Raw genomic sequence first — 12,662 nt, forward strand, 5'->3', positions numbered from 1 at the left:
ATGACGAAACTACGCCCGGTGCTCATGTGGCGCTCAGTCCACGTCGATCGGAAGCCCGGCGGTGATGCGCACCAGTTCGCGAAACGAGGTCCGGAACACGGTGTTCGGATGGCCGCCCGCGGCCCAGACCTCCCGGTGCGTGGACAGCACGTTGTCCACCCAGGTCGGCAGGTTGGTGGGATGGCCGACCGGTGCGATGCCGCCGATGGGCTGACCGGTCACCTCCTGCACCATCGCGGCGGGGGCGCGGGTGAGCTTGCCTTCCAGCCGTTCGCCGGTGCGCCCGAGGTCGACCTGGTGTGCGCCGGAAACAAGCAGCAGCACCGGATCATCATCCAGGAGGAACACCAGCGATTTCGTGATGGCGCCCACATCGACGCCGAGTGCCCGCGCGGCATCGGCGGCGGTGGGCGTGGGGGCGGGCTGAGTGACGATGACACCATGGTGGCCGCGCGCGATCAGGGTATCCGCGACCCGGCATGCGACTGGTGGAAGCGACCTGCGCATGGAACCAGAGTAGAGCGATTGCGGGCAGTATGCCGGTCGAGTTTTCGGTCAGTGGTCGGGATGTACGACGGAGAACCAGTGCGGCGCACCGACTTTGCACAGCATTTGCGGGCAGCACGGACTGGTCGGCTGGCTCGGCCGCATCTGCTTTACGCTATACGAATGACTGATTGGCAGGCTTTCACCGTTGAAACCAAGGACCATATCGCGCAGGTCACGCTGACCGGCCCCGGCAAGGGCAATGCCATGGGTCCGGACTTCTGGCGGGAGCTGCCGGAGATTTTCCGTGAGCTGGACGCCGATCCCGAGGTTCGTGCGATTGTGCTCACCGGTTCCGGAAAACATTTCTCCTACGGACTCGACCTGCCTGCGATGGCCGGTACGTTCGGTCCGCTGATGGCGGATAAGGCGCTGGCCGCGCCGCGCACCGACTTCCTCTACGAGGTGCGCCGGATGCAGGCTTCGGTGACCGCGGTGGCCGATTGCCGCAAGCCGGTCATCGCCGCGATTTCCGGCTGGTGCATCGGCGGCGGGCTGGATCTGATCGCCGCCGCCGATATCCGCTACGCGAGCGCGGACGCGAAGTTCAGCCTGCGTGAGGCGAAGGTCGCGATCGTCGCCGATATCGGGTCGCTGCACCGGCTGCCCGGCATCATCGGCGAGGGACATCTGCGCGAACTCGCCTACACCGGTAAGGACATCGACGCGGCGCGTGCCGAGAAGATCGGCCTGGTCAACGATGTATTCGCCGATCAGGAGGCGGTACTGGACGCGGCGCACGCCATCGCGCGCGAGATCGCCGCGAATCCGCCGCTGGTAGTGCAGGGTGCGAAGGATGTGCTCGAGCAGCGCACCAAGGATCAGGTGGCCGCCGGGTTGCGCTATGTCTCCGCGTGGAACGCAGCATTCCTGCCCTCCGAGGATCTGACCGAGGCGATCCAGTCGGTGTTCGAAAAGCGAGCGCCGGAGTTCAAGGGCCGGTAAAGGCCGCATATTCGCTTGCCCTAGCCGTTGGCTCGCACACATACTTGTATCACGCAACTAATTGATTGACGCAAGTAAAGGTGAGTCGAGTGGATGAGGACGGGCTGTCGGTCGAGGCGATCGCGATGCAGCTCACCCGGCTACAGCGCATGCGCGATCGGACCGCGGCGCAGCTGCGCAGCCGGGACGGCGTGGATCCCGCGGCCTTCGCGATTCTGTTCCGGCTGCTCTGTGACGGGCCGATGCGCTCGGGCGCACTCGCCGATGCGGTGCATTCGGATGCGTCGACGGTCAGTCGGCACATCGCCCATCTGGTCGAACGGAAGCTGGTCGAGCGGCAGGCCGATCGCAATGACGGCCGCGCCACCGTACTGGTCGTCACCGAGCACGGTCGGGAGGTCGCCGAGCGGATCCGCAGGCGTCGACACGAAAACCTGACCCGGGTGATGGCGGCTTGGACGCCGCAGGACCGGGCCACCTTCGCCGGGCTGCTGCGGAAGTTCGTCGACGACTACGAGCAGGCCAAGCCCGCCATGATCGCGGCCATGCGCGAAGACCACAACCTTTACGACCTTCGGACGGAGAACGATTCGTGACCGCACCGGCCACCGTGGCGGAGCCCACGGGTTTCACCCACAGGCAGATCCTGACCATCATGAGCGGTCTGCTGCTCGGCATGCTGCTCGCGGCGCTGGACCAGACGATCGTCTCCACCGCGATTCGCACCATCGCCGACGATCTCGACGGCTATTCGATGCAGGCATGGGCGACCACCGCCTATCTGATCACCGCGACGCTCGCGACGCCGCTGTACGGCAAGTTGTCCGATATGTTCGGCCGCAAGCCCTTCTTCATGGCGGCGATCTCGATCTTCGTGGTCGGTTCGCTGCTGTGCACGATGGCGCAGTCGATGTACGAGCTCGCGGCATTCCGCGCATTCCAGGGACTCGGTGCGGGCGGCCTGATGTCGCTGGCGCTGACCATCCTCGGCGATATCGTCAGCCCGCGTGAACGCGCCAAGTACCAGGGCTACTTCCTCGCGGTATTCGGCACCTCGAGCGTGATCGGCCCGGTGCTCGGTGGTGTGCTGGCCGGACAGGACAGCATCCTCGGGATCAGCGGCTGGCGCTGGGTCTTCCTCGTCAACGTGCCGATCGGTCTGGTCGCGCTCGGCGTCGTCTCCAGAGTGCTCAAGCTGCCGAAGCGGCCGCATTCCACCGACCGGGTCGACTGGTGGGGTGTGCTCGTGCTGGCGATCGGACTGGTGCCGCTGCTCATCGTTGCCGAGCAGGGCCGCGAATGGGGTTGGGGCAGTGGACGATCCATCCTCTGCTACGTGATCGGTGTGCTCGGCGTCATCGGGTTCGTGCTGGTCGAGAAGGCAATGAAGGATAAGGCGCTGATTCCGCTGCGGATGTTCGCCAATAAGACCTTCGCGCTCGGCGTGGTGATCTCGGTCGTGGTCGGCTCGGCGATGTTCGGCGGTATTTCGCTGCTGCCGCAGTACCTGCAGGTGGTGCGGGGATCCAGTCCGACGCTGGCGGGTCTGCAGATGCTGCCGATGGTGCTCGGGATGATGACCGGCTCGGTCGTATCCGGCCAGCTGATCTCGCGCACCGGTCGTTATCGGATCTTCCCGCTCATCGGCGCGACCGTGTTGACGCTTGGCCTGTTTCTACTGCACTTCGTGAACGCCGACAGCCCGCTGTGGGTCGCGATGATCTTCATGGCCGCCACCGGTTTCGGACTCGGCAATCTCATGCAGCCGCTCACCATAGCGGTGCAGAATGCGTTGCCGCCCAAGGATATGGGCGTCTCCACCGCTGCGGCCACGTTCTTCCGGCAGATCGGCGGCACGATGGGTGTCGCGGTATTCCTTTCGATCCTCTTCGCGCAGTTGACGCCGAATATCTCCACCGAGATGAGGTCCGCGGCCACCGATCCGGCCTTCCAGCACGCGGTGGTCGAGGCTGCGCAGAGCAGCAATCCCGCCGACGCCGCGCTCGCGAAAGGTCTTCTCGCGCAGGACACTTCGGCCGCCGGTGGGGTACTGAAGGACAGCTCGATCGTGCAGCAGCTCAGCCCGGAACTGGCGCGGCCGTTCAAGGTCGGTTTCGCGGAATCGATGTCGACGGTGTTCCTGTCGGTGACCGGCATGGCACTGCTCGGGCTGATCCTGGTGCTGTTCTGGAAGGAAGTGCCGCTGCGTACGGTCGGCGGTATCGAGGCGGCCAAGGGTGATGTGTCGGCGAACGGTGCCGGGCCGGATGTGCTCGAGCGCACCGGGTTGTTGACCGCCGGGGGCGAGGCAATCAGCCCGCCCGAGGATGCGGTGAGTGCTACCGACGGTGCCGGGCCGAGATCCGGCGGTGTCGGTTCCGCCTGAATCCGTCCACAGTGAATCGCGCCCGGCCCCGGCAGTCTCCGGGGCCGGGCGCGATCCGTTTCACGGTTCCTGGCAGCGGTGTTCGCAGGACTCATCGAATCGATTTGTGGTTAGAGTCGAATTCGTGACATCTCTCGACGCGACGGCATTGCGTAAAGCATTGCTGGACGAGACCGATCTACTCGCCGACCTGTATCGGTCCGCCGACCCGAAGACGCCGATACCGACCTGCCCGGATTGGACCCTGGCCAACCTGATCGCTCACGTTGGCGGTGGAAACCGTTGGGCCGCAGCGATGATCGCCGACCGGGCCACCGAATTCCTGGAATTCCAGCAGGTTCCCGATGTCCGTCGGCCACGCGAGATGGATGAGGCCGACCGATGGCTGCGAGCGGGTGCCCGAGCGGTGATCGACAATATCGACACAGTGGGTTCCGACGTCCCGGTGTGGACGCCGTTCGGCCCCCCGCGCCCGGCCGAGTGGTGGGTGCGCCGACGCCTGCACGAGGCGACCGCGCACCGCGCCGACGCCCTGCTCGCCCTCGACCGCGAGGTGAACATCGCCCCCGAACTCGGCGCTGACGGGCTGTCGGAGTTCCTCGAGATCGTCGAGAGGGGGCCGCGCTTCGAGACACCGCTCGAGGTAGGCGCCAGCTTGCGCCTACGCGCCGTCGATACCGACGACAGCTGGACAATTGTGCGATCCGGCGACACGATCGCCATCGGCGACAGCCCGGCACCGGCATTGCTGACGGTTCACGGTACCGCCGTGGCTCTGTTCCTCCTGTTGCTACGCCGGATCCCGGTCGACAGCCCACGGTTGCAGATCTCCGGGGATTTGTCCGTGCTCACGACCTGGCTGGAACGCATCGAATTCTGAACCTTCGGCATTGTCGGTTTCCGTTCGCACCTACCCTGAGCAGCCGAATGCTCTTACGGCACTGAGCTTTCCATACGCGCGTCGATGGCGGCATCCTGGTTCTCGCGGCGGCGTACCGGACCCGCTCCGGACACAGGGTGGAGTAGGTGGAATTGCCCCAGGGGGCGGTTGTCCGAGCCCTAGGGTTGGCTGTGCTGGACATTTGCTGTCCCTACCGTAGGTGAGGTAATCAATCAACCTCGCTTCAGGAGCAGTGGAATGCGAATCAAGTCCATCATCGCGGCCGGTCTTCTCTCCGCCGCCGCCGTCGCCGGGGTGTCGACGGCAGCAACCGCGTCGGCAGCCACCGGCTACTACTACGGCACCTATACCACCTACAAGGCGTGTGCCACGGACGGCGCTTCGCCCAGAACCGGCGGCAACTACTGGAAGTGCGTCCAGACCTACAACGGCTGGGAACTGTACATCTACTACTGATCGAACGAGATCGAGAAGCGGGACGTCCGAACGCACCGGATTTCCCGCTTTTCGTTGTGCTGCAGTGGCCGCCGTTCTCCTGCAGCCGCTTGAGCGTGGCTTCCACCTCGGCCTCGGGGCGACCGCCCCACTACGAGCCCTTGACGTACTTGCCGGGCCTCGGATCCTACGGTCTCAGCCATGGCGGCGTGGGCCGGTTCAGTGGCGGGTGCGGAGGTATTCTTCGTGTTCGCGGTCTTCGTGGTGGTAGCGCTGGGTGAGGGTGGTGAGGCGGTGGATTTCGGTGGACATGGCGTGGGGGGCTATGGGTTTGGCGATGATGGGGTCGCCGGGTTTCACGTAGTAGCGGCCGTCGGGGTAGTCCATCCACCAGAAACCGCGGGCCGGGGTAGGGCGTGCGTCGAGGGCTGGGCCGGGGCAGATGGTTATTTCGCCGAAGGCGGAACGGGGGCGCTGGAAGATGCGGTCGAGCTGGTCGATTGGGCCGAGGTCGTGGGCGCGGCGGATGTGGCGGTCGCGCTCGGCGGTGATTTCCGCGCGGCGGATCTCCAACGGCGGGTGGGTGCCGGGTCCGCACGCGGGTAACGCGGCCACTGCGTAGCGGGCGACTTGCTCTGCGGTGCAATAGGTTACGAGAACATCGCCGCCGGTGTCCGGATTCGGGCCGGGGAATTGGTGTAGGGCGGCACCGGCATGAGCATGGATCGCGCCGTGGAACCGGTAGGTGTGCGATAGATCGGCACCCCCGAATCCCTTCGACTCGACACGGACATCCGGCTCTAGTAACACCTCGATGGCGCGTTCGAGCTCGGGCGAGTACTTGGCGAGCAGGGAACTGACGGCGGCCTCCCGGTGGCGCTTCAGCTCATCGAAGTCGGCGATATCGGTGCGATAGTGCAGTGGATAGGGCAGGCGGTCGCGACCATATGCGGCCCAAAGGATTTCGAACTCCAGTCCGGTGAGCCTGTGCCTACCCACCCCATCGCCACTGCCGACCGCCGTCCCGCTGTCCATGCCCACTCCGCCGCCTTCACCGATTGTCATTCCGCGCGCTTACCCACTCCGTCGTTCTCGCCGCCCGGCCTCGCTCAGGTGCCGCCATGCGCCGATTCACCTGCCGCGTGTGCTGTCTTGCTCGGGCCGCTGGTGCCCATCGATTTGCGCGGAGCGCACGCTATTGGCCCGCGAATTCGCGTGTAGCGTGCGAATTGACCTGCGGGGGTGCGGTATTGGGTACGGCGTTGGGAGGATCCGGTGGGCACGGGGTTAGTAGCGGGTCGCATCGTCGGGGCCTGCGCCGATTACCGGGGGGATGGTTTTGGGCGGGGAGTCCAGGCCGGTTAGTTCTTGGCCGTGTTCGGCGGTGATGAGGTAGTCGGGGATGCCCTTTTTGCGGTCTTCGTCGTTGGACTTGCTCTGGCCGGGGGCGCCCATGCCGGACATGCCGGAGCGGCCTGTTGTCGCGGTGCTCTGGCGGGTGGTTGCGGCGGCTGTGGTCGTCGCGGTCGCTGGTGTGCCGTTGATGCTGCGGCCGGGGCTGCCCTGGGTGGTGCCTGGGGTGCCGGTTGGGCGGCCGGTGGTGGTTCCGATGCCAGGCGTGTTGAGGCCCGGGGTGGGCGTGCTCGGGGTCGCGGTCGTTGGATAGGCGGATTGCGTTGTCGCAGTCGTACTTTGGGGCGTGGTGCTGGCGGCGGTGGTGGCGTCCGGTGTTGTCGTCGACGGGGTTGTGGATTCGTCGGCGCTCGTCGGCTGGACCGAATCCTGGCCCTGGTTGCCCGAGCCCTCCGTGCCGTCGCTACCGGAACCCGAGGAACCGTCATCGGAACCTGAAAGTCCCTGTGAGCCACCGGGATCACGGCCCGGGGTGGCCGGGCCGGGGCCATCGGTGATCGTCGGCGCGGTGGGCATGTAGGGGACACCGACATCTGTCTGGCCCGCGACCTGGCCGTAAACTGTGCGCAGGATTCTGCGCCCCTCTTGCTCGGCCTCGGTGCTGGTGTATTCGCCGGTCTTCATGACGCCGTCTTTGGGTAGCGTCTTTCCCGCGATATCCGGACGTTCGGTCAGCCCCGGCATCAATGCCTGGGTCTGCTCCAGGCCGGTCTTCATTTCCGAGAGCTTGAGACTGGTCAGTGTGGCTGCCTGCGCCAGCGGGACAGACTTGTCGTAGTAGTTGTTCACTGCGGTCGTGGCTGCCTGCGCGGCGGCACCGGTCCATCCGGTGTAACCGTTCTGGCCGGTGATCGTGCGACCGAATTCGCGCTTGAAGACCTCGAAGGTGCCGGTCAGGTCCGCGCCGATATTCGCCCACATGGTGACCGCGTCATCGACGAGTTTCGGCTTCATCGCCGAGACGGCGGTCTGCATTTGTTCGAGGGTGAGATGGTCGTAGCTGTCCGGAGTCGTGATGTGCGGCGGTTGTGTCTCGCCGTCGAAACCGTTGTAGCCCGATTCTGTTTTGTAGATCCAGTCGCGGTCCCGGTTCCACTGCTCTTGGGCCTCGATCACCCGGCGTTGGTAGTCCTCGTAGGTCATTCCGGAGTCACCTGCGCAAATTGGGAGGCGCGGTCTTGGTCTTGGGCGACGAAGTTCGCGATTGCCTGTGCGACAACCTGTTTCACGGTTTCGACGGACTCGATGTGCTGTTCGATCACCGTGTCCAGGGACCGGTCGGTTCCCGTAGCGGTCTCGGAGAACTTCTTCTCCAAGATCTGGCCCGAATTGAATGTGCCAAACCCAGTAATTTGGCTGATCGCCTCAATCTTGGTGTAGACGTTGCGAAGGCGGTCGAGGTGGTCGTCGCAGACCTTGTCCAACCCCTTCCCTACTTCTGGATCAAGTGAGAGCTCACCGGCGTTTGCCTTGTCGAGCAATCGCGTCCATTCACTCGGATCAACGCCATTGATCATTTCCCCCTCCTCAACCTTTAGGCAGGTATTCGACCAAAGCGTCACTCAGTCGGCGCACCTCGGCACATGGTTCGCTCGCGCCTTGCACGAGATACCGGTTCACGACTAGGAAGTCGACCATCCCGTGTGGTACTTCTGCGCTGATATAGCACTTCAGCTGGTGCTTGTCGCCTACAACCCGGTATTGCAGCGCTCGGTGCGAGCCGACGGTTGTAGGTGTGAAACCCTCGCGGTCGCTTCGCTGTTGGACTTCTTCCAGCGTGTGGGTGGACGAGAAAATCGTGAAGTCGTATGTCTTTGCTCCGGCCTGCCAAGCACAGACCTTCCAGCCCGTCGGGTCGACTCCGGCGACGGTGTTGTCTTTGCTGGCGGTGTTCAGTCCAAGTGCGGATATCGCGGAGTCGGGTAGGTCACAGGGATTCCAGATCGCTGCTTCGGAATCTTTTGATGTAGTGGCGGCCGCCGTCGTACCTGCCGACGCTTTCGTGCTGCTCGGCGACGGGGCGCTATCCCCTGCGTTGTCATTGCATCCGACAAGCACTAGCGCCGCGCCGAGGATCAGGGCCGCAGTGCGCGGCACCTTCGCTGTACCGACCATCCGCGAACCCCTTCGCTGCCACCCGTCCTGCGGGGCCACACGCAATCCCCCATTGCCCCGCAACCCTACCGTCTGGCGCAGGAGACCGGCAATGAGACGAGGCATGATCGGATACCGAAAGCCTCCCGCACTCACATCGTGCGGGAGGCTTCGTATCGATCACTCAGGACTGGCTGAACTTTCCATCGGAGACGGCCGCAGTGAAGGCATCCCACTGATCGGGGGTGAAGACCAGTGCTGGACCGTCCGGGCTTTTCGAGTCCCGCACACCGACGAGGGAGTCGACCAGGAAGGCGACCTCGACGCAATCCTTGCCGCCCGAGCTGCGGATGCTCTTGAACCACCGGGCTTCAGACAGGTCGACGTCGTACTTGTTGGTCACCGGCGTACTCCCTTGCGATTTGCCGAAGCAGGCTCCTGCTTGCGGTCTCGTCCAGCGCTCGCCGCCAGATGGCGTCATGGGCAACATGGTAGCGCTGGACATGATGTGGTGACTCCAAATACAAATCCCCCGTGAAGTTTTCGAGGTAGACAACCGATGGCTCGATCGGCTCTCCCTTCTTGTCGACATCGAAGTCGACGATCGTAAACAGCCCGATGGGATCACCCAAGGGGGTAACCTCCGAGTGCGGAAGGATACGCAGCGAGACGTTCGGCAATGTTGAAACGTCCGCAAGATGCCGCAATTGGGCGCTCATCGTCCTGGCATCGCCGACGACCCGACGCAGAGCACACTCCAAAAGAACTACCTTCAGTTCGACTGGCCGCCGTTTGCGAGTGATTGCGCGCTGTCGCCGAAGCTTCAGTTGCACGCGGCGATTGATTTCGTCCTCGGTGTCGTTCGGGTACACGTCACGAGCGAGGACACGCGCGTAGCCGGGAGTCTGCAGCAAGCCCAACACGACATCCGGCGCATACGACGTCAGCCGCCTCGCCGCTGCCTCCAGCCCCACGTAGACGTTGAAGTCCTGCGGAATCAACTTCCCATACTCATGCCACCAACACTTCCCAGACGCCTGCTGCGCCAACCCCAGCAGCCCTGCCGTAACCACCTCTTCCGCGTCATACACCGCACACAGCTCTCGAATATCGAGCAGCCGTATCCGATTCGCCTGCCCGGTCTCCAACCGCTGCAAGGTCGTCGTGCCGCGTTCGATCAGCTGCGCCGCCTCGGGCATGCTTATCCCGGCCTGTAAGCGCAGGTCACGCAGATGGCGGCCGAGTTGTCGTCGTGGCACCGTACTTCCGGAATCCGTCATGGCCCCCTACTTCAGTTTTTCGGAAACGAGTGTGATGTGGCCGCGGATGTACCGATCCGCGGACACGGAACTTGTCCTCGCCTTTTGGCGCGATTCGAATGCAGACCTCATATAGACGCTGACTCCTCCGCCTGTCGCGTGCTGTGCTGTTGCCGCGCCCGGTCGGAGAGCCGTAGGAAACTCGAGAAACCTATTGGATCACAACGGATTGCCGCTTATCCGCAGTTTCGGCCGGGCGCTTCGAATTCACCGAGACGAATCGAGGCAACCGATGGACCACCGAGACCGGCCGCGCATCTCGAGGTTCGACCGCGCGCACCCGAACGTGCCGAGGCGAGTCGCGGATGCCGAGGACCATAGTGCGGTCGCCGACGCGATCCGGCCGCGTGCGCACCGAGGATGTACTTGCTGATCGAACCGCTGCCGACCAAGGGGGAGGTGCTGCGTGCCTGCCGCGGCGTCGAGCACGCCGCGCACCCGCTGCTACACGCCGCCTATGAACTCACGTGCCTGCACGAGAGTCGACTCGCAGCCAGCGGTCGCAGCGATGATATCGATTGTGGGAGAGGGAAATTGGTGCACCAGATCAATCATTGGGTCCGTGCGCAGTTGCCGCCCGCGCATGGCAGCACCTCGGTGCACACCGAAACGCTGGGCGCGGTGATCGACCGGCTCGCTCAATTCACCGCCATCGCCTACGCCGCCCTGGCGAGCGCAACGGACTACGACCTCGGCGACGCCTGGGAGGCGCTGGTCGAATTGGCCATTGGTTACGAGGATCTGGTGCACGACCTCGCCGAGGGCCGTCGCCGACTCCCCGGCGGCCCGTGAACCGCCGCACCACAGGGTCGTCGCGCCACATGGCACTTCAAGATCACCATGTACTGGTGGACGCAAACATCGACAGCCGCCTTCCAGGGACACATTCTCGGCGACGCTGTGGCCGAGAAGCCTTGGGCGCGTGGGTGGGTGGGGAAGGTGGTATTGCCCAAGGGGGTGGTTGTTCGAGCCCTAGGGTTGGCTGTTCGGGGCGTTTGCTGTCCTTAATGTAAGCGAGGTAATCAATCAACCTCGCTTTCAGGAGCAGTGAAATGCGAATCAAGTCCTTCATCGCGGCCGGTCTTCTCGCCATCGCCGCCGTCGCCGGGGTGTCGACGGCAGCAACCGCGTCCGCGGCCACGAGCTACTACTACGGCACCTACGCCACCTCCGCGGCGTGTGCGGCGGACGGCGCCTCGCCAACCACCGGCGGCTACTACTACGAGTGCGTCGAAACCTACAGCGGCTGGGATCTCTACATCTACTACTGACCTGATCCGCCGATAACCGAAATCGGCGGCACCGCACCATAATCAAAAGCGGGAAGTTCGAACAGGACTTCCCGCTTTTCGTTGTGCTCAGGGGACCACTGACCGGATCTTCGGGCGCGCGGATTCATTTCTACCGAATCCGTCCGCCGATTGCTCATGGGCTCGGGTCTCCTGGACTTCCATCCAGACGGTACTTGCTGTGGCACCTGGCCATCCGCTGGAGCCACGATGCGATGATCGAGGCACTGCTCAACCGAACCGCATGACCGCGCAGGCGGCAATCGATCTCGTGGCGCAGGTGCCGCTGTCCTGGAGACTGCTGAGCAGACTGATCACCCGCGCTATCATGGCGTCTTACCGAACGTTTCGGAAATGTCGGCAAAGTTATTGCCGAGCAATGCTTTTCAGCTGATCGAGGGATGGAAGCTCGCTGAGTGAGGCATGGCCTCCGATGACGCCGGACAAATGGTCCTCCGGCATGTTCTGGCAGCGGTCTAGAGCCTGCAGTGACGACAATCGTTCCTTATAGGCTCGGCTCAGCCACAACTGCCAGAGCCCTGCGGCTGCTACACCCGCTGCTCCAGCTGCACTGCGGGGGAGGTAGTCGGCGGCTTCACCGGTCGTTGATGCCCACAGGTAGCCGAGCACTGTCGCGTTCTTCGTTACGGGGAAGAATCGGACCGGCGACTGCGTGTCGGTTGGATACCGTGACAGCGGTGAACTGACCAGCGGTCCCCATCCTTGTGAACGATCGACAGGAGTTCCATCGGGGAACTCGCCATCCTGGATCCACGGGTTCGGGGCCGGCGGGCCACCCGGGTTTATTCGCTGGTAGAGGGTCGCAAGATTCGGTGCCTCGTATGGGGGAACGTCGCTGGGGATGTGGCCGCCGACCGGATCTTCGGGTGCGCCGATCCAACGGCCCACCGCGTCCGTCGGGCGCAAACCTTGCCGATAGGCCTCATCGAGTCGGGCCTCCCAGACGTCCATCCAACCGTCAGGACGGCTGAGGAGACGGAGGACCGCTGCCGAGTCGTGCTCCTTCGATGCCCACACGACACCCATGAATTCGCCGTGCACAACGACCGGCCAAGCCAGCAGCGGTTTACGCGTCCACCGTTCGTACGCTTCCCGCCTCGGAGAGATTTTCCATGGATCGTACGGATACTCCGGTGTGCCGGGCGGCGGTTCGGGGCTCCAATCGTACTCGTAGTCCGATGCATCAAACGGGGTCGGGCCGGTCTGGTTTGTCGGCATGCCTGGATGGTGCCGCTCGTCGGGGTTGTGTGATTGCATCCAAAACGGTGGTTCGGTCATCGTCGGCACTCCGTCGCTGGTGGGTCTGTTAGAAG

Annotated in this window: 15 protein-coding genes; 7 read left to right on the forward strand and 8 right to left on the reverse strand. The window is 64.0% G+C overall.

The features are described 5' to 3' along the window. Positions 1-33: 33 nt before the first annotated feature. Positions 34-507, reverse strand: coding sequence for a YbaK/EbsC family protein (locus ACQPZ2_RS03450; protein ID WP_040686103.1), 474 nt, complete (start codon positions 505-507; stop codon positions 34-36). 162 nt (positions 508-669) lie between these two features. Between ACQPZ2_RS03450 and ACQPZ2_RS03455 the strand changes: the two genes are divergently transcribed. The 5 genes from ACQPZ2_RS03455 to ACQPZ2_RS03475 all read left to right on the forward strand — a co-directional run bounded on the left by ACQPZ2_RS03455 (position 670) and on the right by ACQPZ2_RS03475 (position 5,234). Then, positions 670-1,491: a crotonase/enoyl-CoA hydratase family protein gene (locus tag ACQPZ2_RS03455; protein WP_433524267.1), complete on the forward strand. Its 822-nt coding sequence runs from the start codon at positions 670-672 to the stop codon at positions 1,489-1,491. 89 nt (positions 1,492-1,580) lie between these two features. Continuing rightward, positions 1,581-2,087: a MarR family winged helix-turn-helix transcriptional regulator gene (locus tag ACQPZ2_RS03460; RefSeq protein ID WP_433524268.1), complete on the forward strand. Its 507-nt coding sequence runs from the start codon at positions 1,581-1,583 to the stop codon at positions 2,085-2,087. Next, positions 2,084-3,877 (forward strand): MDR family MFS transporter, encoded by a 1,794-nt coding sequence (locus tag ACQPZ2_RS03465; RefSeq protein WP_433524269.1) that lies wholly within the window; start codon positions 2,084-2,086, stop codon positions 3,875-3,877. The genes ACQPZ2_RS03460 and ACQPZ2_RS03465 overlap by 4 nt, the downstream gene beginning before the upstream one ends. 124 nt (positions 3,878-4,001) lie before the next feature. After that, a complete protein-coding gene (locus tag ACQPZ2_RS03470) occupies positions 4,002-4,757 on the forward strand; it encodes a maleylpyruvate isomerase family mycothiol-dependent enzyme (RefSeq protein ID WP_433524270.1) in 756 nt (251 codons plus the stop codon). 258 nt (positions 4,758-5,015) lie between these two features. Continuing rightward, entirely contained in the window at positions 5,016-5,234 is a 219-nt protein-coding gene (locus ACQPZ2_RS03475) for a hypothetical protein (protein ID WP_433524271.1), read from the forward strand. A 198-nt stretch (positions 5,235-5,432) separates the two neighbouring features. Here ACQPZ2_RS03475 and ACQPZ2_RS03480 read toward each other — a convergent pair whose 3' ends face one another. From ACQPZ2_RS03480 to ACQPZ2_RS03505, 6 genes are all read right to left on the reverse strand, one after another. Then, positions 5,433-6,248, reverse strand: coding sequence for an ESX secretion-associated protein EspG (locus ACQPZ2_RS03480; RefSeq protein ID WP_433524272.1), 816 nt, complete (start codon positions 6,246-6,248; stop codon positions 5,433-5,435). Between the two features lie 252 nt (positions 6,249-6,500). Next, positions 6,501-7,769 (reverse strand): hypothetical protein, encoded by a 1,269-nt coding sequence (locus ACQPZ2_RS03485; protein ID WP_433524273.1) that lies wholly within the window; start codon positions 7,767-7,769, stop codon positions 6,501-6,503. Continuing rightward, positions 7,766-8,143, reverse strand: a complete 378-nt coding sequence (locus tag ACQPZ2_RS03490) for a hypothetical protein (protein ID WP_433524274.1) — start codon at positions 8,141-8,143, stop codon at positions 7,766-7,768. The genes ACQPZ2_RS03485 and ACQPZ2_RS03490 overlap by 4 nt, the downstream gene beginning before the upstream one ends. A gap of 10 nt (positions 8,144-8,153) precedes the next feature. Then, positions 8,154-8,741: a DUF3558 domain-containing protein gene (locus tag ACQPZ2_RS03495; RefSeq protein ID WP_433524275.1), complete on the reverse strand. Its 588-nt coding sequence runs from the start codon at positions 8,739-8,741 to the stop codon at positions 8,154-8,156. 163 nt (positions 8,742-8,904) lie between these two features. Further along, positions 8,905-9,123, reverse strand: a complete 219-nt coding sequence (locus ACQPZ2_RS03500; protein WP_433524276.1) for a DUF397 domain-containing protein — start codon at positions 9,121-9,123, stop codon at positions 8,905-8,907. Then, positions 9,092-10,000: a helix-turn-helix domain-containing protein gene (locus ACQPZ2_RS03505; protein ID WP_433524277.1), complete on the reverse strand. Its 909-nt coding sequence runs from the start codon at positions 9,998-10,000 to the stop codon at positions 9,092-9,094. The genes ACQPZ2_RS03500 and ACQPZ2_RS03505 overlap by 32 nt, the downstream gene beginning before the upstream one ends. Positions 10,001-10,405: 405 nt before the next feature. Between ACQPZ2_RS03505 and ACQPZ2_RS03510 the strand changes: the two genes are divergently transcribed. Next, on the forward strand, positions 10,406-10,831 hold the full coding sequence (locus tag ACQPZ2_RS03510; protein WP_433524278.1) for a DUF4254 domain-containing protein: 426 nt from the start codon (positions 10,406-10,408) through the stop codon (positions 10,829-10,831). Between the two features lie 260 nt (positions 10,832-11,091). Next, entirely contained in the window at positions 11,092-11,310 is a 219-nt protein-coding gene (locus tag ACQPZ2_RS03515) for a hypothetical protein (protein WP_433524279.1), read from the forward strand. 384 nt (positions 11,311-11,694) lie between these two features. On the opposite strand, the gene ACQPZ2_RS03520 is transcribed toward ACQPZ2_RS03515, so the two are convergent. Next, positions 11,695-12,627: a hypothetical protein gene (locus tag ACQPZ2_RS03520; protein WP_433524280.1), complete on the reverse strand. Its 933-nt coding sequence runs from the start codon at positions 12,625-12,627 to the stop codon at positions 11,695-11,697. Positions 12,628-12,662: the final 35 nt, after the last annotated feature.

Origin of the sequence: Nocardia pseudovaccinii, assembly GCF_050942345.1 — a bacterium.
GTDB lineage: Bacteria > Actinomycetota > Actinomycetes > Mycobacteriales > Mycobacteriaceae > Nocardia > Nocardia pseudovaccinii.